26 protein-coding genes and 1 pseudogene are annotated in these 22,910 nt (G+C 65.2%); 12 read left to right on the forward strand and 15 right to left on the reverse strand.

The genetic code is table 11. The annotated features are described in order from the left end of the window. Positions 1–38: 38 nt before the first annotated feature. Genes A5753_RS19485 through A5753_RS19500 form a run of 4 tightly spaced genes read left to right on the forward strand, consistent with a single transcriptional unit; the run spans position 39 to position 3,808 of the window. Positions 39–1,391 (forward strand): glutamine synthetase family protein, encoded by a 1,353-nt coding sequence (locus tag A5753_RS19485; RefSeq protein ID WP_067131879.1) that lies wholly within the window; start codon positions 39–41, stop codon positions 1,389–1,391. An 8-nt stretch (positions 1,392–1,399) separates the two neighbouring features. After that, positions 1,400–2,509, forward strand: coding sequence for an amidohydrolase family protein (locus A5753_RS19490; protein ID WP_067132511.1), 1,110 nt, complete (start codon positions 1,400–1,402; stop codon positions 2,507–2,509). Positions 2,510–2,540: 31 nt separating this feature from the next. Further along, on the forward strand, positions 2,541–3,374 hold the full coding sequence (locus A5753_RS19495) for a lysophospholipid acyltransferase family protein (protein WP_067131882.1): 834 nt from the start codon (positions 2,541–2,543) through the stop codon (positions 3,372–3,374). Further along, positions 3,374–3,808 (forward strand): SRPBCC family protein, encoded by a 435-nt coding sequence (locus A5753_RS19500; protein ID WP_067131885.1) that lies wholly within the window; start codon positions 3,374–3,376, stop codon positions 3,806–3,808. Before A5753_RS19495 ends, A5753_RS19500 begins: the two co-directional genes overlap by 1 nt. A gap of 14 nt (positions 3,809–3,822) precedes the next feature. Here the strand turns inward: A5753_RS19500 and A5753_RS19505 are convergent, their stop codons facing one another. The 8 genes from A5753_RS19505 to ag85B form a co-directional block, all read right to left on the reverse strand. Beyond that, the gene (locus A5753_RS19505; protein WP_067131888.1) at positions 3,823–4,266 is read right to left on the reverse strand and encodes a limonene-1,2-epoxide hydrolase family protein; all 444 of its coding nucleotides are present in this window, start codon (positions 4,264–4,266) and stop codon (positions 3,823–3,825) included. Positions 4,267–4,368: 102 nt separating this feature from the next. Continuing rightward, entirely contained in the window at positions 4,369–5,691 is a 1,323-nt protein-coding gene (locus A5753_RS19510) for a cytochrome P450 (protein ID WP_067131891.1), read from the reverse strand. Positions 5,692–5,746: 55 nt separating this feature from the next. Beyond that, entirely contained in the window at positions 5,747–6,169 is a 423-nt protein-coding gene (locus tag A5753_RS19515) for a lipoprotein LpqH (RefSeq protein ID WP_067131895.1), read from the reverse strand. Between the two features lie 12 nt (positions 6,170–6,181). After that, a complete protein-coding gene (locus A5753_RS19520) occupies positions 6,182–7,015 on the reverse strand; it encodes an SDR family oxidoreductase (RefSeq protein ID WP_067131897.1) in 834 nt (277 codons plus the stop codon). Positions 7,016–7,020: 5 nt separating this feature from the next. Next, complete coding sequence (locus A5753_RS19525) at positions 7,021–7,494, reverse strand: SRPBCC family protein (protein ID WP_197694754.1); 474 nt, start codon at positions 7,492–7,494, stop codon at positions 7,021–7,023. Between the two features lie 35 nt (positions 7,495–7,529). After that, positions 7,530–7,967 (reverse strand): resuscitation-promoting factor RpfC, encoded by a 438-nt coding sequence (gene rpfC, locus A5753_RS19530; protein WP_067131903.1) that lies wholly within the window; start codon positions 7,965–7,967, stop codon positions 7,530–7,532. A 108-nt stretch (positions 7,968–8,075) separates the two neighbouring features. Then, positions 8,076–8,585, reverse strand: a complete 510-nt coding sequence (locus A5753_RS19535) for a chorismate mutase (RefSeq protein ID WP_231990119.1) — start codon at positions 8,583–8,585, stop codon at positions 8,076–8,078. 209 nt (positions 8,586–8,794) lie between these two features. Beyond that, positions 8,795–9,784: a diacylglycerol acyltransferase/mycolyltransferase Ag85B gene (gene ag85B, locus A5753_RS19540; protein ID WP_067131909.1), complete on the reverse strand. Its 990-nt coding sequence runs from the start codon at positions 9,782–9,784 to the stop codon at positions 8,795–8,797. A 696-nt stretch (positions 9,785–10,480) separates the two neighbouring features. Between ag85B and A5753_RS19545 the strand changes: the two genes are divergently transcribed. Then, positions 10,481–11,623 carry a hypothetical protein gene (locus A5753_RS19545; protein ID WP_067131912.1) on the forward strand — a complete coding sequence of 381 codons (1,143 nt, stop codon included), beginning with the start codon at positions 10,481–10,483 and terminating at the stop codon, positions 11,621–11,623. 28 nt (positions 11,624–11,651) lie between these two features. Here the strand turns inward: A5753_RS19545 and A5753_RS19550 are convergent, their stop codons facing one another. Genes A5753_RS19550 through A5753_RS19560 form a run of 3 tightly spaced genes read right to left on the reverse strand, consistent with a single transcriptional unit; the run spans position 11,652 to position 14,549 of the window. Continuing rightward, positions 11,652–12,212: a YceI family protein gene (locus A5753_RS19550; RefSeq protein WP_067131915.1), complete on the reverse strand. Its 561-nt coding sequence runs from the start codon at positions 12,210–12,212 to the stop codon at positions 11,652–11,654. 12 nt (positions 12,213–12,224) lie between these two features. Then, a complete protein-coding gene (locus A5753_RS19555) occupies positions 12,225–13,238 on the reverse strand; it encodes an alcohol dehydrogenase (protein WP_067131918.1) in 1,014 nt (337 codons plus the stop codon). A 12-nt stretch (positions 13,239–13,250) separates the two neighbouring features. Further along, positions 13,251–14,549 (reverse strand): cytochrome P450, encoded by a 1,299-nt coding sequence (locus tag A5753_RS19560; protein WP_067131922.1) that lies wholly within the window; start codon positions 14,547–14,549, stop codon positions 13,251–13,253. 246 nt (positions 14,550–14,795) lie between these two features. Between A5753_RS19560 and A5753_RS19565 the strand changes: the two genes are divergently transcribed. The 3 genes from A5753_RS19565 (at position 14,796) to A5753_RS19575 (ending at position 15,797) form a co-directional block, all read left to right on the forward strand. Continuing rightward, positions 14,796–15,194 (forward strand): hypothetical protein, encoded by a 399-nt coding sequence (locus A5753_RS19565; protein ID WP_067131927.1) that lies wholly within the window; start codon positions 14,796–14,798, stop codon positions 15,192–15,194. Between the two features lie 12 nt (positions 15,195–15,206). Beyond that, positions 15,207–15,497: a hypothetical protein gene (locus tag A5753_RS19570; protein WP_067131930.1), complete on the forward strand. Its 291-nt coding sequence runs from the start codon at positions 15,207–15,209 to the stop codon at positions 15,495–15,497. Positions 15,498–15,575: 78 nt separating this feature from the next. After that, the gene (locus A5753_RS19575) at positions 15,576–15,797 is read left to right on the forward strand and encodes a hypothetical protein (RefSeq protein ID WP_067131932.1); all 222 of its coding nucleotides are present in this window, start codon (positions 15,576–15,578) and stop codon (positions 15,795–15,797) included. Between the two features lie 16 nt (positions 15,798–15,813). Here A5753_RS19575 and A5753_RS19580 read toward each other — a convergent pair whose 3' ends face one another. Together A5753_RS19580 and A5753_RS19585 are read right to left on the reverse strand one after the other, a co-directional pair. Beyond that, a complete protein-coding gene (locus tag A5753_RS19580; protein WP_067131935.1) occupies positions 15,814–16,944 on the reverse strand; it encodes a nitronate monooxygenase in 1,131 nt (376 codons plus the stop codon). A 112-nt stretch (positions 16,945–17,056) separates the two neighbouring features. Continuing rightward, positions 17,057–17,521 (reverse strand): hypothetical protein, encoded by a 465-nt coding sequence (locus tag A5753_RS19585; protein ID WP_067132514.1) that lies wholly within the window; start codon positions 17,519–17,521, stop codon positions 17,057–17,059. A 213-nt stretch (positions 17,522–17,734) separates the two neighbouring features. On the opposite strand from A5753_RS19585, the gene A5753_RS19590 reads away from it, so the two are divergent. Beyond that, complete coding sequence (locus tag A5753_RS19590; RefSeq protein WP_067131938.1) at positions 17,735–19,684, forward strand: NAD(P)/FAD-dependent oxidoreductase; 1,950 nt, start codon at positions 17,735–17,737, stop codon at positions 19,682–19,684. A gap of 10 nt (positions 19,685–19,694) precedes the next feature. After that, positions 19,695–20,720, forward strand: a complete 1,026-nt coding sequence (locus A5753_RS19595) for an alcohol dehydrogenase catalytic domain-containing protein (protein ID WP_067131941.1) — start codon at positions 19,695–19,697, stop codon at positions 20,718–20,720. 4 nt (positions 20,721–20,724) lie between these two features. On the opposite strand, the gene A5753_RS19600 is transcribed toward A5753_RS19595, so the two are convergent. Both A5753_RS19600 and dtd read right to left on the reverse strand, forming a co-directional pair. After that, positions 20,725–21,636 carry a class I SAM-dependent methyltransferase gene (locus A5753_RS19600; RefSeq protein ID WP_067131943.1) on the reverse strand — a complete coding sequence of 304 codons (912 nt, stop codon included), beginning with the start codon at positions 21,634–21,636 and terminating at the stop codon, positions 20,725–20,727. Between the two features lie 63 nt (positions 21,637–21,699). Continuing rightward, positions 21,700–22,131, reverse strand: coding sequence for a D-aminoacyl-tRNA deacylase (dtd, locus tag A5753_RS19605; protein ID WP_067131946.1), 432 nt, complete (start codon positions 22,129–22,131; stop codon positions 21,700–21,702). 51 nt (positions 22,132–22,182) lie between these two features. Between dtd and A5753_RS19610 the strand changes: the two genes are divergently transcribed. Continuing rightward, on the forward strand, positions 22,183–22,488 hold the full coding sequence (locus tag A5753_RS19610; RefSeq protein ID WP_067131949.1) for an MTH1187 family thiamine-binding protein: 306 nt from the start codon (positions 22,183–22,185) through the stop codon (positions 22,486–22,488). Between the two features lie 116 nt (positions 22,489–22,604). Next, positions 22,605–22,910, forward strand: a pseudogene (locus A5753_RS24935) (hypothetical protein); the annotation flags it as partial.

Here is a 22,910-nt window from a genome sequence, read left to right on the forward strand (position 1 = left end):
GCCATACCGGAGCGGTTCGAGGTTGGGAGAATGGCTGCATGACCGGCGCACCGCTGGCCGCCGCGGCCATTGCCCAGCTGGAGGCCGAGGGCGTCGACACGGTCATCGGCACCGTGGTGAATCCCGCCGGACTCACCCTGGCCAAGACCGTTCCGATCCGGCGAACGAACACATTCGCGGATCCTGGGTTGGGGGCCAGCCCGTCGTGGCACGCGTTCGCCATCGATCAAACCGGCATCGCCTTCACCGCCGCGGTGGGTGTGGTGGGGGATCAGCGTCTTCGAATCGACTTGTCCGCGTTGCGCATCGTCGGTGACGGCCTGGCCTGGGCGCCCGCCGCTTTTTTCGAACAGGACGGCACACCGGTCCCCGCCTGTGGCCGGGGAACGTTGCGGCGGATCGAGGCCGCGCTCACCCAGGCCGGCGTCGAGGCCGCGATCGGCCACGAGATCGAATTCCTCTTGGTCGGCCCGGGCGGCGACCGGCTGCCGTCGACGTTGTGGGCGCAGTACGGCCTGGCCGGCGTGCTGGAGCACGAGGCGTTCGTGCGGGACGTGATCGGGTCGGCCACGGGGGCCGGCATTTCGATCGAACAGTTTCACCCCGAGTACGGCGCCAACCAGTTCGAGATCTCGCTGTCGCCACAGCCTCCGGTCGCCGCCGCCGATCAGCTGATACTGATGCGGCTCATCATCGGCCGCGCGGCCCGCCGCCACGGGCTGCGCATCAGTCTGTCTCCCGCACCCTTCGCTGACGGCGTCGGATCCGGTGCACACCAACATTTTTCGCTGTCGATGTCCGAAGGTCCGTTGTTCTCCGACGGCACCGAATCCCGGGGCATGACGACGACGGGGGAGAGCGCGATCGCGGGGGTCGTCCGCGGCCTGCCGGAGGCCCAGGGCGTGCTGTGCGGGTCGATCGTCTCCGGCTTGCGGATGCGGCCGGGCAATTGGGCCGGTGCCTACGCGTGCTGGGGCACCGAAAATCGAGAGGCTGCAGTGCGATTCGTCACCGGCGGACCGGGAAGTCCGCGCGGGGGCAATGTCGAGGTGAAAATCGTCGACCCATCCGCGAACCCGTACCTGGCGTCGGCCGCCATCCTCGGCCTTGCGCTGGACGGGATCAAGTGTCAGTTGGCGCTGCCACCCGAGATCACCATCGACCCGGCCGTTCTGTCCGATTCCGACCGTGAGCGTGACGGTATCGTGCGCCTGACCGATTCGCAGGCCGAAGCGATTGCGGCACTCGACGGTTCGGAGGCGATGCGTCGCATCCTGGGCGATCCCGTGGTCGACATGGTCGTCGCGGTTCGCCGCATGGAGCAGCACCGCTACGGTGACTTGGCGGCCGAGCAGCTGGCGGACAAGTTCCGCATGGCCTGGAGTCTGTGACGGCGCCTGTGGCCTCCGACAACGCGTTGACCCGGCACATCGGCGAAGTGGCGCTGATCGATCAGCATGTCCATGGCTGCTGGCTGACGCCGGGAGACCGGTCGCGATTCGAGAACGCGCTCAACGAGGCCGACACCGAGCCCATCAGGTATTCGGGTTTCGACTCACAACTCGGGTTTGCGGTGCGAGCTCATTGCGCTCCGGTCCTGGGGCTGCCCAAACACAGCGATCCGCAGACGTATTGGGAGCGTCGCAGCCAATTCAGCGAGGAGGAGTTGGTCCGCCTGTTCTTGCCGGTCGCCGGTGTGAGCGACTGGCTGGTGGACACCGGGATCGGAAGCGCTGGAGTCGCCGGAGTTTCCGACGTGGCTGGGCTGTCCGGCAACCACGCACACGAGGTCGTTCGTCTCGAGGAGGTAGCCGAGCTGGCGGCGGAAGCGCCGGGTGATTACGCGGCTACTTTCGAAAAAATTCTGCGTCGGCGTGCCGCCGGCGCGGTCGGCACCAAGTCGATCCTGGCCTACCGTGGCGGATTCGCCGGAGATCTCAGTGAACCGTCGACGACGGAGGTCGCCGAGGCGGCCAGCCGATGGCGCGAGCGCGGCGGTACCCGGTTGCAGGATCGGGTCTTGCTGCGGTTCGGATTGCACCAGGCGCTTAGGCTGGGCAAGCCGCTGCAATTCCACGTCGGGTTCGGCGACCGCGATTGCGAGCTGCGCAAGGCGAATCCGCTTCTGTTGGTCGACTTTCTGCGACAGGCGGCAGAAGTCCCGATTGTGCTGCTGCATTGTTATCCCTACGAGCGTGAGGCCGGCTACCTGGCGCAGGCGTTCCACAACGTCTATCTCGACGGTGGGTTGAGCGTGAACCACCTCGGCGCGCGGTCGCCGGCCTTCCTCGCGCGTCTGCTCGAGATGGCGCCCTTTTCCAAGATTCTCTACTCGTCGGACGGCTTCGGCCCGGCGGAACTGCATTTCCTCGGTGCCGTCTTGTGGCGCAGGGGTATCGACCGGGTGTTACGGGAATTTGTGGACCGTGGTGATTGGAGCGAGGCGGACGCCATCCGGGTGGTCGATCTCATCGCCCGGGAGAACGCCGCGCGTATCTACCGCGTTTGACCCCCGGTCGCGCCGGGGTACACCTCCGGTCATGGCGACCGCGAAGGGCGTCTTCGGCTGGGCCCGCGACAAGGTGGTGTCGTGGGTGCCCAAAGCTGACCTCGACCAGCGCGACCCCGACTACATCCGCGACCAGCTGCCGGGAACCTGGTTGCTGGCGTCGCTGTATTTCAGGGCGGACGTTCGGGGCCTGGGCCGCATTCCCGCCGAGGGACCGGTGCTGCTGGTAGGCAACCACAGCGGCGGCAATGTGCCACCCGACACCTTCGTGTTCACGCTCGCCTTCTGCTCGTATTTCGGCGTCGAGCGGCCCTTCTACCAGTTGGCCCATGACCTCGTCGTCTCCGCGCCGCCGCTCGGCTCACTGCGCAAATTCGGCACCGTCGCCGCCAATCCCGAAAATGCCCGCCTCGCATTGGATTCCGGCGCAGCACTGCTGGTCTATCCCGGGGGTGACTACGAGGTGTTCCGGCCCTCGTGGGAACGCCACAAGGTCGACTTCGGTGGACGCATGGGTTACGTCAAGCTGGCCCGCGAGGCCGGGGTGCCGATCGTCCCGGTCGCCAGCATCGGTGGCCAGGAGAGCGCGCTTTTCCTCAATCGCGGGCAATGGCTGGCCAAGCTGTTGATGGCCGACAAGTTGCTCCGGCTCAAGAGCATCCCGATCTCGCTCGCACTGCCGTGGGGCCTCAACATCAGCGACCTGGCGGGTCACATTCCGTTGCCCACCAAGATCGTGATCGAAGTGCAAGACCCGATCGAGGTCGACGGCGACGATCAAGCGGTGCACGACAAGGTGATGGCCTCCCTGCAGGGCGGCGTCGACCGGCTGGCCGCCGAACGACGATTCCCGGTGATCGGCTGATGCGCGTCGAACGCCGTTGCGTCATCAACGCCGACCGTTCCGCGGTGTGGAAAATCATCAGCGACCCCGACTGTTACCCGTCGTTCATGACGAACCTCGAACGGTGGGAGTCGTCGAACGACAAGCCACCGGGCGTCGGTGCGCGCTACACCGTCCACTGGAAGATCGGTTCCGTACCCGTTGGCGGGCTGATCGAGGTGGTCGAGTTCGACGACGGCCGCGACCTCGCCTGGGTGGGTATCACCGGGGTGACGCTGCGCGGGCGGATGCGGTTGCGCGACAGAGGCGACGGCTGCACAAAGGTGACGTTCCGGCTGTCCTATCAGGCTCCCGGCGGGATACTCGGCTACGTCGCCGACCGGATCGCGGTGCGCCAGGTGGGACGCACTCTCACGGATACGTTGAAACGCCTCCGGAAGATGGCCGAGTCGTAGCCTGAACGGCGTCGTCAGACCAGCGCCGAAGCGTCGAAGACCCAGCTCACATCGCCAGAAGCCAAGCCCTCGAAGTGATTCGGGGGAGCGAAGGCAACTAAGCTGTTGAAGTCCCAATAGTCTTTCCAGACAGTCACTTTGCCATCGACGACTTTGTGGACCGTCACGAATCGCAGCACACCTTGTTCACCCGTGGCGAATGTCCATGTCTCGGAGTGCTCATAGAGCACGTCGGAGCCGTTGGACACCAGCACGCCGGTGTGGTTCTCGTAGCCGGCCAACTGCTCGAGCCCCATCTTGAGGCGTTTGACGATGTCGTCCGGACCACGGGCCGCCAAGGCGGGGACGGGCATGTCGATATAGAGGCAGTCGTCGGACAGGAAGGTCTTGATCGCCTCCCAATCTCTGTGCGAAAGGGCCTGCCACAGCCCACGGACGACATCCTCGACCGCGATCATAGATACCTCTGTCATAGCGGCAAATAAACTCTGTCACCGCGCCGGTGTCAACAGTCGGCTCTCACCCGCACGCATAGGCCGAGCTTCACGCGACATGCCGCGTCAACCGTCCACCGCGGCCATCGAACGGGCCGGCCCCAGGTTCACCGGCAATGACGACCAGCCCCGCAGCACCCGGGTTTCGCGCCTGCTCCCTGCGCCCGCCGCGCGCACCTCGGGGAAGCGGTCGAAAAAGGTCCGCAACCCGACTTCCCCCTCCGCACGGGCAAGGGCCGCACCCAGGCAGAAGTGCCGGCCACCGGAGAAGGCGAGATGCCTTCCGGCGTTTTCCCTTTCGATGTCGAAGCGATGCGGGTCCGCGAACACGGCCGGGTCGCGGTTGGCGGCGGCCAGATAGACCAGCACCAGGTCGCCCCGTTGCAACCTCCGACCGGCAATCTCGACGTCGTTGAGCGCGATCCGTGCTGTCAGCTGTACGGGTGATTCCAGCCGCAGGATCTCCTCGACGGCGTTGGGCCACAGCTCGGGACGCCGTCTCAGGGTGTCGAGGTGCTGGGGCGCGTCCAACAGCATGCGAATCCCGTTGCCGAGCAGGTTCACCGTGGTCTCGAAACCGGCGGCCAGCACCAGTCCGGCGATCGCCTGCAGCTCTTTGTCGTTGAGATACGTTTCAGCAGAGCCGCTTTCGGCGGTCTGAATCAGTTGGCTCATCAAATTGTCGCTGGGGTCCAGTCGCAACTGCCGCAGATGCCCGTCGAGCCAGGAGCTGAAGCCGGCGATCCCTTCCTGCACGCTGCGGTACTGCCGCCAGGGCAATCCGATGTCAAGGCTCGGCGCGGCCAGTTCACCGAATTCCAGGACGCGCGGCCGTTCCGACTCGGGCACACCGAGGATCTCGCTGATGATCGAGACCGGAAGTTGCGAACAGTACCGCCCGACGATGTCGACCACGCCCGACTCGCCGGCCAGTCGATCCAACAGCTCGGCGGCAGTCCGCTCCACGCGATCTCGCAGCGCGGCAACCGCCCTCGGAGTGAACACGGCCGACACGGTCTTGCGGTAGCGGGTGTGGTCGGGCGGCTCGACGGCCAGAAGCGACGGTGCACGCAGCGGATGCAGGAAATCGTCGCGGGTGCGCCGCTCCAGCCATCGCAACGGCGCAGGCAGATTCGATCCGAAGACCAGCACCCGGAAATCTTCGGACCGCAGCAGCTCATGGGCGAGTGCGTGATCGGCCGTCAGATAGGCGACGCGGCCCTGCACCAGCTTGCCCTGTGCTCGGACTTCGTCGTAGTACCGCACCGGGTCGGCAGCGACGGCCGGATCGGCGATCAGTCTGGCCTGGACGTCGCCCCTCCGGGCCACAAGCGATGCGGCAGCGCGGATGAAGCCGTGCATCGCGAACCAGTGCACTCGCTCCTTCACTGGCCCTCCCTCGTTCAGGTATGGTTTCGAGCCTAGGCCCCGGCCACCTCGAGAGTCAGCACTGCGCGACGATTTTGAAGTCGGTGGTCACCACTTTGTTGGGGTGGCTGCTGTTGATGCCATAGGCGCTGCCCGTGATGGTGTATGCGTCGTTGGCGAGATCAACGTGCGCGTCTCCCACGCCCCCTTGCCAGAAGCTGCCGGTGAAGCCGTCGACGTTGCGAATCTTCACCCACTGCGGCATCGCCCGGTAACCGCTGAGCAGCACCACCGCTTCCACACCGCCGTCGTGGTCGGGAATGTCGATGGTCCGGTACATCTGGTCTTGCCGGCATGCGGGGGGGCGCGTCGTGTGGGTCGCGCCGTCGATGGTCAGACGAGCGGCTCGGCGAGGCGTCGTCTGCGACGAGCCACATCCCGCGGCGCTGACGACGACAGCCGCCAAAGCCAAAGCGACTGTGAGCCAACGATTGTGCATCAGCCGACCTCCTTACTGCCGCTTCGGCACCAGCGCCGGTAGGGACTTGACGATGCTGCGCCGCACGAATTCTGGACTCAGACCCTTGAACAAGTCAATCAAGCGAATGCTCTTCGGTACATACCAATGCAACCGCCTGTGGTTGTGATAGGCCCGCCATGCCGCCTCGGCCACGCTGGATGCCGGCATCAACCGGAACATGCCCTTCTTGGGTGCGGTGGCCCGCAGTTGCTCAGCCGTCATGGGCGCGCCACCGTCATCGGAGTGGTTGGTCGTCGTCGTGAGGATGGCGGTATCGATCAGACCGGGGAGCACGTCGGCGACCCGCACCCCGTGTCGCTGCCACTCCACACTGAGCGCCTCGGTCAGGCCCTTGACCGCGTGCTTGGTGGACGAGTAGACGGCCAGGCGGGGCATGCCATAGGTCCCCGAGGACGATGACGTTGAGAACATCAGACTGCCGGGCGTCTTCTTCAGGTACGGCAGTGAGGCGTATGCGCCGGTCAGTACCGCTTTGAAGTTGATGTCGACGACGCGCATCGCGGCGTCATACGGCACGTCTTCGAACCAGCCGGACTCGCCGATCCCGGCGTTGTTCCACATCATGTCGAGTCCGCCACCGTCGTTGCCGGCGCAGAAATCGGCCAGGGCGCCGTCGAGGGCCGCCTTGTCCGTCACATCCACGGCGCGGGTCCACAGTCGATCGCCACCGAGTTCTTCGTTCAGCGTTGCCAGACCGGCATCGTTACGGTCAACGGCGCCGACACGCCATCCCTTCGCGTGGAACAGCTTTGCGCCCTCGCGACCCATGCCACTGCCCGCGCCGGTGATGAAGACCGATTTCACGGGCGTCAAGCCGCCTCGACCACGTCTTTGATGCGGTTGAGCGTCTTGGTCATGTCGCGGATGTTGCGGCGCTTGCGCAGAAAGCCGCCGAACAACCAGTACACGCCCAGCCATGGTGCCGGGTTGAGCCGAAACGACTCGGTGACGTCGGTCCCGCTACCGCTGGGCGCCAACCGGTAATGCCAGTTGTTGACCGCCCGGTCACCGAGGAGCACCGCGAAGCCGAATTCGCGCCCGGGTTCACAAGCGGTGACCTTGCATGTCGTCCAGTACACCGGCCCCAACTCGTTGCGCTTGACGTGACCGCGGAATTTCGCACCGAGGGCTGGGCCGGCCGAATCACCAAGCCACTCGGCTTCGAATACTTCCGGGGAGAATTTCCCCGTGTTGCGGACATCTGCGATGAGATCCCAGATCTTGGCCGCAGGCGCCGCCATGTGAACAGTCGCCGAACCTTCCATGGCCTGATCCAAACACAGCCTCGCGCTGGGTCATAGACCGCAGTCGTGTTTCATCAGCGCGGGACGGCCGCCTGAATCAGTCCGTTGATGATCTGCTTGATGCCCTGGGCCGGGTGGGAATACCAACCGATGGGCAGGCCCGAGTTGGCGCCGCACTTCGGCCAGGGCTCCACGCCCTCCTCGGCGAAAACCCGGTTGGCCACAGCGATTTGCTGTTCCCTGGATGCGGCCGCAGGATTGCCGACGCCTCCGTATTGGGCCCAGGTGCCCGGTTTGAATTGCAGTCCACCGTATTCGCCATTGCCGGTGTTGGCGTGCCAGTTGCCACCGGATTCGCACTGCGCGATCGCGTCCCAGTTTGGGGTCGGGGCCGCGTTCGCCACACCCGTGGACGAGGTCATCGACGCTGCAACGAACCCGCCGACCATTATGGCCTTGACGAGCGGCTTGCCGAGATTTCTCATGCCCAGGATTTCGGCACGTGTGGCCAAAGCGTTACCTATTCGAAAATGGCGCGAGATATGCCTTCTATCTGCGTAAATCGCCTTATCGACGGGCAGAATGGGACCGTTAGAAATTGGTGAGGAAAAATTAAACTATTACTGGCAATAAGACTGCGTCGCTGATGACAGGGCCCGCCGATAGAGGTCATCGAGCCGACGACCCTGTCCGACGCTGCCCCTCGCCGCGTCGAGTTGCGCGACACAGTCCGGCGAGAGCAGCAGGGCCCAATTGGCAAGTATCTGAGTCAGCATCACCTGGTTGAGGGCGTCGATCGTGGATCGCGACACCGACAGGTCCGGCGAATCAGCCGGAGCGCCTCCCGGATTCAGCTTCCAACTCGCGAACCGACTGTATTCGATGGCCTCGGTGGCGTTGATCTGGTCACCGAAGACCCGGATGACGTAGTCGCGGTCGACCTGTTCGGCGACGGCCTCGTCGCCCAACTTCGTCAACTCCTGCTGGACGCGGGCGGGGTCCGCGACGGCGCCATGCTCGTTCCATTTGTAGGCAGCGACCGCCTCGGCAACCTGCAACCGTTGGGCGGCAGCGTCGACCAGAGCGGTTAACGGGCTCGTGGAGTCAGCCCGGGCCGGCGCCACGAGCATCGCCAGGCCGCCGAGCACGACACCACAGCGCGAGACCAACGGCAGACGGGGCGAGGGGACCCTGCGGTGCATGACGACGATTCTGGCGCGTCCGTGGCCCCGCGTCGGCCAAGACGCTCCGACGGCTCCGCCGAAGGCGATCGACCCCTAACGCACTACTGCGCCTGACGGAGTCGTCAGACGCAGTAGTGACCGAGAATGCCAGGCGATTATCCGCCGCCGCCAGAAGCACCCAGGCTTCCCTGCAGGTCGGGCTTCATCGCGTGCACCTGCGCTCCCCAGTACTCCCAGCTGTGCGTCCCGTTGGCGTTGAAGTTCCACACCGCGTTGTGGCCGCCGGCAGCGTTGTAAGCGTCCTGGAACTTCAGGTTGCTGCTGCGCACGAAGTTCTCCAGGAACTCGGCCGGCATGTTGGCCCCTCCGAGCTCGGACGGCGTGCCGTTACCGCAGTAGACCCAGAGCCGGGTGTTGTTGCCAACCAGCTTCGGGATCTGGATGGTTGGGTCGTTCCGCTGCCACGCCGGGTCGCTCGACGGCCCCCACATGTCGTTGGCCTTGTAACCACCCGCGTCGCCCATCGCCAAACCGATCAGGCTCGGTCCCATGCCCTGGGACGGGTCCATCAGGGCCGACAACGAGCCGGCGTAGATGAACTGCGCCGGGTGGTAGGCGGCCAAAATCATCGCCGATGAACCGGCCATGGAGATGCCGACCGCGGCGCTGCCATTGGGCTTGACGCTCTTGTTGGACTGCAGGTACTGCGGCAGTTCGCTGGTCAGGAAGGTTTCCCACTTGTACGTCTGGCAGCCGGCCTTACCGCAGGCCTGGTTGTACCAGTCGCTGTAGAAGCTGGATTGGCCACCGACGGGCATGACGATCGACAGGCCCGACTGGTAGTACCACTCGAACGCCGGGGTGTTGATGTCCCAGCCGTTGTAGTCGTCTTGGGCCCGCAGACCGTCCAGCAGGTACACCGCGGGAGAACCGTTGCCGCCGCTCTGGAACTGGACCTTGATGTTGCGGCCCATGCCGGCGGACGGCACCTGCAGGTATTCGACGGGCAGCCCCGGCCGCGAAAACGCATTCGCTGTCGGTGCACCGCCGGCAAGACCGATCAGGCCCGGCAGGGTGGCTGCCGCCGCTGTGCCGACCAAAAGCCGGCGCCTCCAGGCCCGGATCTTCTCGCTCAGAACTGTCATACCTGCCCCTTGTCGATGTGGTCAGTGTGATCGTGGTCTCACAGGAATTTACCGTGTGAGTCCGGCAAATGTCGATTAGGACGCGAACGCGTCTCGTTTTGGCATCGCTATTCACTTCATAATTTCGCCACCTGGCACGGCCGGGCGGCGACAGGGCCGCGGATACCCACGCGGCGACAACCCAACCCGTCGGATGAGAAAACGCCAGGCTGTCAGGCCCGATGAGCTCGGTACCCCTGGGATTCACCAGGTGATCCAATAGTCTGAATGGTCCCGCTTCCGGACTGCGCCCGGCGTTACCGCCGGATTGCTACGCGGCGCGCGCTTGACCCTTTGACAGGCCGACAGCGCACCGCGACACCGGCGATTCTTTCTCGGCCGATAAGTCTTTTTTGGCCTCCGCGGGCCAGGGACCACCGCCCGAATCAGCGCCTGGCAGGACTGCCCGACCGCGCGGCAGTGGCGACCGGCGCAGATTGAGCGGCGCCACCCTGTTCGTCTTGGCGATTCCTGAGCGATGCCTGACCGGGGCAGCCGGACTTGCGCCGACCGCGTAGGCTCTTCCGGAGCAAGCCGATGAAGACCACGCTATCCCGGGTCTGTTCCGGCCCTCTCGAATCACCGCACCTGCGGCTTCATGGTGCGCGTCGGTGTGGCTGAGGGCGTCGGAGACGCGGGACCGATTGGGGCATAAATTTGGACACGGTTCTTGGCCTGTCAGTGACGCCATCCACCGTTGGCTGGGTCCTCGCTGAAGGACATGGCGCGGACGGCACCATCCTGGATCATCAGGAGCTGGCGCTGCGCGCAGCTCATGGCATGCGCGCCGCCGGTATCGCGGAACAGGTAGTGGAAGAGGTACTGCGGGTCGACGCCTCGGCGGCCGCGAGCGATCACCGCCTGCGCGTCATCGGAGTGACTTGGAACGACGATGCATCCGCTCAGGCGGCGCTCGTGTTGGAGGCGTTGACTGACGCGGGATTCGACAACGTCGTGCCGATCCGGTTCGTGGAGGCCATCGAGACGTTGGCTCAGGCCATCGGGCCCGTCATCGGCTATGAGCAGACGGCGGTCTGCGTTCTCGACCGTGACTGGGCGACCGTCGTCATGGTCGACACGAACGACGGGGAAGCCCAGATTGCGACCAAGCACGTGCGCGGCGGCTTCGACGGTCTGTCCCGCTGGTTGACCGGCATGTTCGAACGCAAGGGATGGCAGCCGGGGGGCGTTGTAGTGGTCGGCGCCGACGACGACGTCGACGGGTTGTCCTGGCAACTCGAAAGGACTTTGCCGGTACCAGTTTTCGTGCAATCGATGGCCCAGGTGACCATCGCGCGCGGCGCGGCGCTGTCCGCGGCCCGTAGCACCGAGTTCACCGACGAGCAGCTGGTGGAGCACCTCGGCGAACTCGCTGCAGCGCCCGCTCAGAGACGGCAGTTGTCCTACGCCGGAGCCGTGACCGCGCTGGCGGCCGGTGCAATCACCTTCGTCGGCTCCGTATCGCTGGCGGTGGGGATCCACGTCGGCCCGGCCAGCGCGGCCGCGCCACCTAGGCAGGTTACGCATTCGCCCCCGCCACATATCGTCGAGGCGGCCCCCGCCGTCGCACCGCTTCCGGCGGCCCCCCAGACCAAGGTGGCTCCGCCGACCAAGCCGCCTGCCGGAGAACCGGTTTCGGAGCCGGCTCCGGACGAGCAACCCGGGGCCGATGGCGGACCGCAGTCGGATGGCGGGAGCAGGCAACCCTACTTGACCCGGGTACTGGAGCACATACCCGGCGACACCGGCGATGCGGCTGTTGATTCGGCCCCGCGGGCCGCGACCGACCCGCAGCCCTGATCGTCTGCCACCGACCGGGCGGTGCTGCTCAATTGTCTTGGGCGCGAACCGCGGAGAAGGTCAACGACACCTCGTCTGCAACCTGAACCGAACCCATCAGCAGCGAGTAGGGCTTGATACCGTAATCGGAATGGCGGATGGTGGATTCTACCGACATTCGCCACGAGTCCCCGAGATCTTCTGTGCGCAGTTCGATTACGTGGTCGCGCGACGCTCCCCGGATTTGCAGCGCGCCGGTCAGACGGTAGCCGCCTTCGGTCTTCTCGATGCATTCTGCGACGTAGCGAATCTGCGGAAATCGACTGGCCGACAACGATTTCAGGGCGTTGGACCGCACCAGCGCCCGCTCGGCCCCAGACAGGCCCTTGACACCGCCGTCTCCCCGCAGCACTTCGAGTGAGTCGGTTTCGACCGCAAGCTCGGCGCTGCCGGGTCGAGAGTCGACCCAGCGTACGGTGGCGCGCCAGTTTGTCATCGCCATGGTGAGGCGATGGCCCATGCGCGCCGCCCTGCCGGCGACACCAGTGTGCAGCAGCAATTCACCGTCAGCCGGACTGATCGTCCACACGCAGTCGTTGCCGGAAGTCACGGACCGACTGTGTCACATGGTCAACACGGTGCGATAGTGCGCCCGACCCTCTTCCAGGGCCGCATAGCCCTCCGCGGCTTGCGCCAACGGCAGTTCCTCGATCCACGCCCGCACGCCGGACAGGACCGCGAATTGCATTGTGTCTTCGACTTCCTTCGCCGTCCCGGAGGGATGGCCGACGATGCTGACCCCCGGCGTGATCAGCTGCACCGGGCTGATCGGCAGCGGCTCGGGCGTGACCCCGATGGTGACCAGTTCACCCTGGGGGAGTATGCCGCCGACCGTGGCGGCCATCGCTTTCGAATTGCCCGCGGTGGCCAGAACAACCGTCGCGCCGCCGAGATCCTTCAGCGCCTCGGCGGGGTCGTTGGCGGTGGAGTCGATGTAGTGATGGGCGCCCAGTTTCCGGGCATCGTCAGCCTTGCCCGTACCGCGATTGATCGCGATCGTCTCGAAGCCCATGGCACGCGCGAACTGCACTCCGAGGTGGCCGAGTCCACCGACACCGAGAATCGCCACGCGATCGCCGGGCAGGGCCTTGGTGTGCCTCAAGGCGTTATAGGTAGTCACGCCCGCACAACCCATCGGGGCGGCTTCGGCGTCGGAAAGCTCGTCCGGGATCCGGGCCAGCGCGCTCACCGGCACCGTCGCCGACTCCGCGTAGCCGCCGGGATACTGCCAACTCGGCACCTTGCCGTTCTCGCAGTGGATGAACCAGCCCTTACGGCATTGGTTGCAGCGGTAGCAGCATCCGCCGAACCAGCCGACGGCGACGCGGTCACCGACCGCGAAACCCTGTACACCGTCGCCAATTTCGGCGATTCTGCCGGCGATTTCATGTCCGGGAGTCAGCGGCCACGATAGCCCGGGGAATCCGCCGTTGACGAAGTGCGCGTCGGTGCCGCAGATGCCGCACGCTGCGACCGTCAGGCGTACCTCGTCGCGCCCAGGTGGTGTGGTTTCGGCGTCGACGAGCTCCAAAGCTGCACCTGCGGACGGGACATGAACGGCTCGATGAGTGGGCATGCCCCTAGCTTGTCACCCCTGGGCCTGATGCGCGACAGGGCACTTGTCGGCCCCGTTGGTGTGGTAGTCGACCTGCCAGTGCTTGATTCCGTTGAGCCAGCCCGATCGAAGGCGTTCGGGCTTGCCGACCGATTCCAGATCGGGCATGGCATCAGCGATCGCATTGAACATCAGGTCGATGGTCATCCGCGCCAGGTTGGCCCCGATGCAGTAGTGCGCGCCGGTGCCGCCGAATCCCACGTGGGGGTTGGGATCACGCAGGATGTTGAAGCTGAACGGGTCGTCGAACACTTCCTCATCGAAATTGGCTGAGCGGTAGACCATTACAACGCGCTGACCCTTTTTGATCTGAACGCCGGACAGCTCGTAGTCCGCCAGGGCGGTCCGCTGGAAGGAAGTGACCGGGGTGGCCCACCGCACGATCTCGTCGGCCGTCGTGACGGGACGCTGATGTTTGTACAGCTCCCACTGATCGGGGAAGTCGGTGAAGGCCATCATGCCCTGCGTGATGGAGTTGCGCGTGGTCTCGTTGCCGGCCACGGCCAACAGGATGACGAAGAAACCGAACTCGTCGTCGGAGAGCTTGTGCCCGTCGACGTCGGCCTCAACCAACTTGGTGACGATGTCTTCGCCGGGATTCTTCGCCCGGTCGGCGGCCATCTGCATGGCGTAGGTGATCAATTCGACCGAGGCGCCCAACGCATCATTGCGCGCGAACTCGGGATCCTGGTCGCCCACCATTTCATTCGACCAGTGGAAGAGCTTCATGCGGTCTTCCTGCGGCACTCCCAGTAAACCGGCGATGGCCTGCAACGGCAGCTCGCAGGAAACCTGCTCGACGAAGTCGCCCGCACCCGCGGCGGCCGCTTTTTCGACGATCCGCTTGGCACGCTCGTTCAGGTCGTCGCGTAACCGTTCCACGGCGCGAGGGGTGAAACCGCGGGAGATGATCTTGCGCAGATGGGTGTGCTGCGGGGCGTCCATATTGAGCAGCACGAACTTGCCGGTATCGCGCTGCTCTTGCACCGTGCCCTCTTTGTAGCGGGGCAGGGCGGTGTTCTCCAGGCTGGAGAAGACGTCACTGCGCCGTGAAATCTCTTTGACGTCCTTGTGCTTGGACACCACCCAGAAGCCGCCGTCATCGAACCCGCCCACCCCGTTCGGCTGTTCGTTCCACCAGATCGGCGCGGTCCTGCGCAGTTCGGCCAGTTCTTCCACCGGCAGTCGCTCGGCGTGGATGTCCGGGTCGGTGAAGTCGAAGCCGGGAGGCAGCTTGGGGACCGGCTTGGCGGTTGGCTCGACGGTTGGCATTGCCCGCTCCTCGATGACGAAGTGGTCTAGTCGTCCTTGTGCAAGGAAACCACTGCCGCAGCTTGGTTGGGAAGCATTGAGGCAAGATCGCCACGTCCGAATTGGAACGTGTTCTTCACCGGCGGTTGGCCACGAATGGTGGGTCCACGCCGGCGATCGCGGTCGCCTGCCGAATCGGTCTTGTGGCCGACGGTCGTACCGATATGCTTTGGTGCAGGTCACCGGCGACGACAGGCGGGGTGGAACATGATTCGGCAACTGCTCAGCGCCGCTTCCATAGCGGGCATCACCATCGGCTTGGCACCGTGCGCGGCCGCAGGCTATGACGGCGACGTACCGGGGATGAACTATCAGGCTTCGCTGGGTGCGCCATGCGACAACTACGAGCGCTTCATCTTTGGGCGTGGAACCAGCGGCCAGGCCGAGGCCTGTCATTTCCCGCCACCTAATCAGTTCCCGGCGGCGACCACAGGGTACTGGGTGATCTCGTACCCGCTCTACGGAGTCCAGCAGACCGGCGCGAAATGCCCCGGCTCGCAAGCCGCGGCGCAGACGCCGGACGGACTTCCCATGCTGTGCCTGGGAGCTCAGGGGTGGCAGCCCGGCTGGTTCACCGGGGCAGGATTTTTCCCGCCCAGCGGATAATTCGGTGCAGCCATGAACCGTCGCGAGCCCGGCGAACTGGTCGTGCCCCGCTGGCTGCGTTTCGTGCTGGCCTCAGATCGCGCCGGGTCCGCGTGGTACATCGGCACCGGGTTTTTCTTCGCCCCCATGCTGGCCGTCTTCTCCCCTTGGCCCGCAGTCACCGCCGTACTGTGGATCGTCATCGCAGTGGCCGGGCTTTGGCTGGGGCTGCTGGGCATCGCGATGGCCGTCGGGCTGGCCCGAATAATGCGCTCCGGGGCCGAGATTCCCGAAGATTACTGGCGCACGCTGGTGCATTACTGAGACGCATCGCCGACGAGAAATGGCGCCTGGCCCCGTCTAGAGTCGTACCAACCGTTCTGTGACAAAAGGAGACTCGAGATGGCCTTCAATCCCAAAGATGCAGTCGACGCGGCGAGGGACATCGCGACCAACGCCGTCGAGAAAGCATCCGACATCGTCGAACATGCCAGCGACATCCTCCGCGGTGACGTCGCCGGCGGCGCCAGCGGCATCGTCCGGAACTCGATCGACATCGGAACGTACGCGCTGGACCGGACAAAGGAAGCGTTCACCGGCCACGACGAAGTCGACGACGTCTAGGCGCGACCCCTTCGCGTTAAACGGAGGCGGCCTCGTTCAGCTCGTCGAGCCGGTTGGTGGCTTCCAGGTACTCCTGTACCCAGCGCTCGATGACAGTTGAGGTCTTCTCCACCTTGGTGAACTGCCCGACCACCTGACCAACCGGGTTGAACGCCACGTCGACGGACTCGTTGGGGTACCGGTTGGTGGCGCGCACGGCCATACCGGACACCATGTACTGCAACGGCATTCCGAGTGGCTTCGGGTTGTCTGGCGCCTCCCATGCCTCGGTCCAGTCGTTGCGAAGCATGCGGGCCGGCTTGCCCGTGAACGAGCGGCTACGGACGGTGTCGCGGCTGCCGGCCTTGACGTACGCCTCCTGCTGAACCGGGGTGTTCGAGGACTCCTCGACCATCAACCACTGCGATCCGGTCCAGGCGCCTTGCGCGCCGAGCGCCAGTGCCGCCGCGATCTGCTCACCGCTGCCGATGCCGCCTGCGGCCAGCACCGGAACCGGGGCGACCTCCTTGACGACCTGGGGCCACAGCACGATCGAGCCGACCTCGCCGCAGTGCCCACCGGCCTCGCCGCCCTGGGCGATGATGATGTCGACACCCGCGTCGGCATGCTTGCGAGCCTGCGAAGGCGAACCGCACAGCGCGGCCACTTTGAGTCCGGCCGCGTGAATGTGCTTGATCATTTCCGCGGGCGGGGTACCGAGCGCGTTGGCAATCATCTTGACCTTGGGGTGCTTGAGCGCGACCTCGACCTGGGGCGTGGCCGTGGCCTCGGTCCACCCGAGCAGCTGCAGGGTGTCGCCGTCGCTGTCTTCGACCGGCACGCCATGGTCGGCAAGAATCTTCTTTCCGAAGTCGAGGTGCTCCTGCGGCACCATCTTGCGCAGCGTCTCGGCCAGCTCCTCCGCGGACAGGTGCGAGTCCATGCCTTCGTATTTATTCGGGATCACGATGTCGACGCCATAGGGGTGGTCGCCGATGTTCTCGTCGATCCACTTCAGCTCGATCTCCAGCTGCTCGGGCGTGAAGCCGACCGCTCCGAGCACGCCGAACCCCCCGGCCTTGCTGACCGCCACGACCACGTCGCGGCAGTGGGTGAAGGCGAAAATCGGGAACTCGATGCCGAGTTCGTCGCAGATAGGGGTGTGCATTACAACTCCTGGGAGCTCGCCGAATTGGAACGTGTTCTAGTTTAGTACGTAGCGCACTGACGTGGCCAGCGGGTCCTGACCAGGGTCTTACGACTACGACCCGTCACTGGCGTCAGATCGCGGCGCTGTTCGCCACCCACAGGATGAGGAAGACGAGCAGGCAGGCGGCGCACAGTAGATGATCCCGGCAGACCGATCGAGCCAGACGGGTCTGCTCGGACGGGCTGTCCGCGCGATGACCGAGACGCACCGCATCGGGGACCGTGTGCGTCAACGCCAACATGGTCGGGATGCCGGCAAGCGGGGCAGAGGCCACCAAGAGCCAGCCCGGATCGTGTCCGCGGGCGGCCTGCACCACGAGCGCTCCTAGCAGGGTGAGCATCACGAGCGCGATCAAACGGTTCATGGGCCGGGACGTAGTGGTCGCGCGGTGGTAGTACGCCGCGATGGAAGCCAGCACGGCCTCGGGCAGTTCGGCCGCGGCGTTCCGGTGGTGGAGAACTTGGACGTCGAAGATCAAGTCCATCCACAAGACGGCGAACAGGAACCCGCCGCAGGCCATGAGCAACGAGGCCATGGCACTCACCCACCTCTGATCCATCCCGGGGACCGCGCCGCAGCGCGGTCCCCACTTGGACCCATTGTTCTCGGCAGCGCAAGAGGCGGCCGGCGGCTGGTGAAGCTCGGACGGGTCCTTGATCCGGCGCCGAGCGACCGGGTAGCGTAGTGCTGCCAATTACGAAACTGCGCGTAGCGTAATTGGCTTGGCACCAACGAGAGGATCGGCTTGATGCGCAGCCGCTACGCGGGCGATCCCTTCAGCACGTCCACACCAGAGATCGCGGCCGCTCTAGAGGATGTCAGCATTCCCACGCTGTTGCTCTCGCTCGTCCACATCACCGGCGACCCCCGGTTCATCCGCGACTTCAAGCAGATGGGCATCTTCCTCAACGAGGTCCAGGGGTTCATGTCGGAGGAGGACAAGGCGCGGGCCCGCAGCGAAGCGCTGCCGGTGATCGCCGAGTATCGCGACCGCGGTTGCCCCGAACCGCAGCCACTGAGCCCCGAACTCATCAGGGAGATGATGGATTGGGCGGCGTGCGAACACGTTCCGGACGACTATCTGTCGCTGATTATCGAAGAACTCGACCTCGACGGCGTCGACCTGCGGCGCCCCGCCGCGTTGCCGCCCGAGCGCGCCGCTGAGCTTCCGGTCCTGGTGGTCGGGTGTGGCGAATCCGGCATCCTGGCCGGCGTCCGCCTCAAGCAGGCCAACATCCCGTTCGTCATCGTGGAGAAGAACGCGGGCCCCGGCGGAACATGGTGGGAGAACACTTATCCCGGCGCACGGGTGGATGTGGCCAACCATTTCTATTGTTACAGCTTCGAACCCAACAATGACTGGACACACTTCTTCGCCGAGCAATACGAGCTGCAGGACTACTTCACCAAGGTCATCGACAAACACGGCCTGGCTGAGCACGTGCGTTGGCGCACCGAGGTTCTCGAGGCCGAATGGAACGACGACGACGGTACCTGGCGAATTTCGCTCCGCAGCGCGGACGGCCAGACGGGTATCGTGCAGGCACGTGCGCTGATCACCGCGGTGGGCCAACTGAACCGTCCCAACATTCCCGGTTTCGACGGAGCGGATACCTTTCAGGGACCGTCATTTCACTCGGCGGCCTGGGATCACTCGGTAGACCTGAAAGGCAAGCGAGTCGCGCTTGTCGGCGCGGGTGCCAGCGGTTTCCAAATCGGTCCGGCGATCGCCGATAAGGTGGAACACCTCACCGTGTTTCAACGGACCGCGCAGTGGATGTTCCCCAACCCGACGTATCACGACGAGGTCGCCGACGGCGTGCGCTGGGCGATGCGCCATCTTCCGTTCTATGGTCGGTGGTACCGCTTCCTGGTGCTGTGGCCCGGCTCGGACAAAGGTCTGGATGCCGCCGAAGGCGACCCCAGCTACGCGGATCAGGATCACGCCGTCAGCGACATCAATGCCGCCGCGCACATGATGTTCTCGCAATGGATCAGCAGCCAGGTCAGCGACGATGCCGACCTGTTGGCCAAGGTGATGCCCGACTATCCCGCCTGTGGCAAACGGACGCTGCAGGACAACGGCAACTGGCTGCGAACGCTGCAGCGCGATAACGTCGACTTGGTGCGCACGGCCATCCAGAGGATCACGCCGCAGGGCATCGTCACCGTGGACGGCGTGACTCATCACGTCGATGTCATCGTGTACGCCACCGGATTTCGGCACACCGATATGCTGTGGCCGCTAAAAGTCACCGGACGAAACGGCACCGACCTGCATGAGATGTGGGGGAGCAGGCCGTATGCCTACCTCGGGATCACCGTCCCGGAATTCCCGAACTTCTTCATTGTCTACGGACCGGGAACACACCTGGCCCACGGCGGCAGCCTCATCTTCCAGTCCGAGCTGCAGATGCGCTACGTCGACCAGTGCCTGGCCCGCCTGGCCGAGACCGACATGCATTCCATCGAACCGAAATCGGAAGCCGCCACCGATTGGCACCGGCGGACACAGACTCAGATAAAGAAAATGGTGTGGTCCCATCCGGCCGTCAAGCATTCGTATTTCAAAAATGCTGAAGGGGAGATCCACACCGTGAGCCCATGGCGTCTCAACGAATACTGGTCCGCGGTGCGCGAGCCCGACTGGTCTCAGTTCGTAGTGCGAACGAAAGATTCAGCGCAACAGAGGAAGTGAGCACGCCAATATGCGCACTGTAGTCGTCGATGGGCCGCGCAGCATCCGGGTCGACACCCGCCCCGATCCCGCCCTGCCCGGGCCCGACGGGGCGATCGTCGAGGTGACGGCTGCCGGGATCTGCGGATCCGACTTGCACTTCTACGAGGCCGACTTCCCGATGCCCGACCCGATTGCGCTAGGCCATGAGGCCGTCGGCACCGTGCTCGAAGCGGGACCCGAGGTGCGCGACGTCAAGGTCGGCGACCAGGTCATGGTGTCGTCGGTCACCGGCTGCGGCGTGTGCGCCGGATGCGCGACGCGCGATCCGGTGATGTGCCACTCCGGCTTTCAGATCTTCGGCGGCGGCGTGCTCGGCGGTGCGCAGGCCGACCTGCTCGCGGTGCCCGCCGCGGATTTCCAGCTGCGCAAGATGCCCGAGGGCATCAGCACCGAGCAGGCGCTGCTGCTCACCGACAACCTGGCCACTGGCTGGGCCGCGGCACATCGGGCTGACATTCCATTCGGCGGCACGGTGGCGGTGATCGGCTTGGGCGCGGTTGGCCTGTGCTGCGTGCGCAGTGCGCTGTTCCAAGGTGCGGCAACGGTTTTCGCCGTCGACCGGGTGGACGGCCGGCTAGAGCGTGCCGCCCAATGGGGTGCGACACCCCTGAAGGCTCCGGCGCTCGAGGCCATTCTCGCCGCCACCGATGGACGGGGCGCGGACGCGGTGATCGACGCCGTCGCCACCGACGCCTCCCTGACCGAGGCGCTCAACGCGGTGCGTCCCGGCGGCACCGTCTCGGTCGTCGGTGTACACGACATGAACCCGTTCCCGCTCAACGCATTGGGCTGCCTGATCCGCAGCACGACCATGCGATTCACCACTGCGCCGGTGCAACGCACCTGGCCGGAATTGATTCCGCTCCTGCAGTCGGGCCGCCTCGATGTCGACGGCATCTTCACCACCGCACTGCCTTTGGACGAAGCGGCCAAGGGCTACGCCACCGCGGAGTCGCGATCCGGCGACGACGTGAAGATTCTGCTGAAGCCCTAGTCCGTCATCTGGTCGCCGTGATGTATTGCGACCGCATGAAACTGTCGATCTTCACATCGACATCCGGCGGGGTCATGCCATACCCGGCTTGCAGATCGAGGGTGTTGCGCACGGGTTCGACGGCCCACGCATGGGCCGTGAGCCACTCCGCGGGGTCCGACTGGGGTTCATAGGTCAGCGCCGAAAAGTCCACGTTGCCCGACATATTGACCCCTGGGTGATTCGTCTCCAGAGCGTGGAGTTGGTCGTGGTCGAGTCGCGATCCCAGCGCACCGATGGCGATCCGGCTGCCCGGTGCGCTGAGCCCGCTGATCCGGGTGAAGAGCGCGTGTTGCGCCTCGTCGGTCAGGTAGGGCAGTAACCCCTCCACCGACCAGGCGCTCGGACTCTCCACGTCAAACCCGGCCGCTTCCAGCGGCCGCGACCAGTCGGTGCGCAAGTCGGCGGCGACCTCGATCCGGCGGGCCCGGGGGGTAGCGCCGTGTTCGGCGAGGACCTGGGCCTTGAATTCGAGGACCTTCGGCAAATCCACCTCGAAGACCCTTGTGCCATCTGGCCATGAGAGCCGATACGCCCGCGAGTCCAGCCCGGCGGCGACGATCACCGCCTGCCGGATGCCAGACGCACCGGCGGTGTCGAAGAAGTCGTCGAAGAACCGGGTCTGAACGCCGTACAGGCGGGGAAATGCCATCTCGTCGTCGGAGGTGCCCGGATTGGCAAGTACCCCGGCCAAATACGGATCACGCGATGCGTCGATGAAGACTTTCGCGTATTCGTCGCGCACCAGCGGCTGCGGGCTCACCGCATGCAGCGCACGCCATCCCGCCACCAGCAGCGCGGTATATCCGACGCTGCTGACGATGTCCCAGTTGTCGTCGTCGGAACGGAGCGACCCGAATTCGGGTGTCGTGTTCATGGTTGCCCCTCCCGTCGACTCGGAGCGCAAGCCGACGTTTACACGGTACCCGCCGAGCCGGCCTCAGAGCTCCAGAAGCACCGTAACCGGACCGTCGTTCACCAATTCGACCTGCATGTTCGCACCGAACACACCGGTCTGCACTTCGGCGCCGAGTTGCCGCAGCGCCTCGGCGAACTCGGCCACCAGAGGCTCGGCGACCGCGCCTCGCGCGGCCGCATTCCAGGACGGCCGGCGGCCCTTGGCGGTGTCGGCGTACAACGTGAACTGACTGACGACCAATACCGGAGCTTTGACATCGGACGCGGAGCGCTCGTCGGCGAGAATCCTTAGCTGCCAGAGCTTCTCAGCGATCCGTCGGGCCTTTTCGCGATCGTCGGTGTGGGTGACGCCGACCAACGCCACAAGGCCCTGGCCATCGGGACGGATGGCCCCGACCACTGCGCCCTCGACCGACACCGTTGCCGAAGAGACCCGTTGCACCAATACCCGCATGGGCCTCGATGGTGCCAGATTGGCCTCGTCGAGGTTGGGTACGCTCGTTGGGTGTCCGTGCTCGTCGCGTTTTCCGTCACCCCGATGGGGGTGGGCGAGGGCGTCGGCGAGATTGTCGCCGAAGCGGTTCGAGTGGTTCGCGCTTCCGGACTGCCCAACAAGACGGATGCGATGTTCACCGTGATCGAAGGCGACACCTGGGTGGAGGTCATGGCCGTGGTGCAGCGCGCGGTCGAGGCCGTGGCCGCCCGCGCGCCGCGAGTCAGTACGGTGATCAAGGCCGACTGGCGCACCGGGGCCAGCGACGCGATGACACAAAAGGTCGCCTCGGTCGAGCGTTACCTCGCCCAGAGTTAGTCCCGCAGCGCCGATCGAAACGCCTGTGCGGCCGCAGCTCTGTGGACCGCGACCACGTAGATCTACGCGTATTTGCTGATGTTTTGCGGCTCCTACCGGCCGGATGCTGATTAGCATTGAGCGAACGCGCGGACACGCAGCCACTAGGCTCCACGCGGCTGTGGGAGAACCAACCCGACGAAATGACGGTTGCGGTCAGTCGGCTGGATCGCATCCTGGCGGACGTCGTCGCAGTCCATCAGGGCGCACGACCCGTCGAACAAGTGGAAGGCGACAGTTTTGTGGTCGCCTTCGCCCGAGCCAGCGAAGCGGTCGCCTGCGCCTTGGCGTTGCAGCGCGCACCACTGGCCCCGATCCGGCTGCGTATTGGGCTGCACAGCGGGGAGGTGCAGTTGCGCGACGAAAACGTTCATCTCGCCCCG

Source organism: Mycobacterium sp. 852002-51971_SCH5477799-a (assembly GCF_001667145.1).
In the GTDB taxonomy this organism is placed as follows: domain Bacteria; phylum Actinomycetota; class Actinomycetes; order Mycobacteriales; family Mycobacteriaceae; genus Mycobacterium.

What these genes read in the sequence shown, in the direction of transcription:
- A5753_RS19590 (WP_067131938.1), top strand. Translation starts at nt 17,735, where the DNA reads ATGCGCAGCCGCTACGCGGGCGATCCCTTCAGCACGTCCACACCAGAG.
- A5753_RS19575 (WP_067131932.1), top strand. Translation starts at nt 15,576, where the DNA reads ATGGCCTTCAATCCCAAAGATGCAGTCGACGCGGCGAGGGACATCGCG.
- A5753_RS19585 (WP_067132514.1), bottom strand. Translation starts at nt 17,521, where the DNA reads ATGGCCTCGTTGCTCATGGCCTGCGGCGGGTTCCTGTTCGCCGTCTTG.
- A5753_RS19595 (WP_067131941.1), top strand. Translation starts at nt 19,695, where the DNA reads ATGCGCACTGTAGTCGTCGATGGGCCGCGCAGCATCCGGGTCGACACC.
- A5753_RS19570 (WP_067131930.1), top strand. Translation starts at nt 15,207, where the DNA reads ATGAACCGTCGCGAGCCCGGCGAACTGGTCGTGCCCCGCTGGCTGCGT.
- A5753_RS19495 (WP_067131882.1), top strand. Translation starts at nt 2,541, where the DNA reads ATGGCGACCGCGAAGGGCGTCTTCGGCTGGGCCCGCGACAAGGTGGTG.
- A5753_RS19555 (WP_067131918.1), bottom strand. Translation starts at nt 13,238, where the DNA reads ATGCCCACTCATCGAGCCGTTCATGTCCCGTCCGCAGGTGCAGCTTTG.
- A5753_RS19560 (WP_067131922.1), bottom strand. Translation starts at nt 14,549, where the DNA reads ATGCCAACCGTCGAGCCAACCGCCAAGCCGGTCCCCAAGCTGCCTCCC.
- A5753_RS19485 (WP_067131879.1), top strand. Translation starts at nt 39, where the DNA reads ATGACCGGCGCACCGCTGGCCGCCGCGGCCATTGCCCAGCTGGAGGCC.
- A5753_RS19565 (WP_067131927.1), top strand. Translation starts at nt 14,796, where the DNA reads ATGATTCGGCAACTGCTCAGCGCCGCTTCCATAGCGGGCATCACCATC.
- A5753_RS19600 (WP_067131943.1), bottom strand. Translation starts at nt 21,636, where the DNA reads ATGAACACGACACCCGAATTCGGGTCGCTCCGTTCCGACGACGACAAC.
- dtd (WP_067131946.1), bottom strand. Translation starts at nt 22,131, where the DNA reads ATGCGGGTATTGGTGCAACGGGTCTCTTCGGCAACGGTGTCGGTCGAG.
- A5753_RS19500 (WP_067131885.1), top strand. Translation starts at nt 3,374, where the DNA reads ATGCGCGTCGAACGCCGTTGCGTCATCAACGCCGACCGTTCCGCGGTG.
- A5753_RS19580 (WP_067131935.1), bottom strand. Translation starts at nt 16,944, where the DNA reads ATGCACACCCCTATCTGCGACGAACTCGGCATCGAGTTCCCGATTTTC.
- A5753_RS19505 (WP_067131888.1), bottom strand. Translation starts at nt 4,266, where the DNA reads ATGATCGCGGTCGAGGATGTCGTCCGTGGGCTGTGGCAGGCCCTTTCG.
- A5753_RS19515 (WP_067131895.1), bottom strand. Translation starts at nt 6,169, where the DNA reads ATGCACAATCGTTGGCTCACAGTCGCTTTGGCTTTGGCGGCTGTCGTC.
- A5753_RS19535 (WP_231990119.1), bottom strand. Translation starts at nt 8,585, where the DNA reads ATGCTCGTGGCGCCGGCCCGGGCTGACTCCACGAGCCCGTTAACCGCT.
- ag85B (WP_067131909.1), bottom strand. Translation starts at nt 9,784, where the DNA reads ATGACAGTTCTGAGCGAGAAGATCCGGGCCTGGAGGCGCCGGCTTTTG.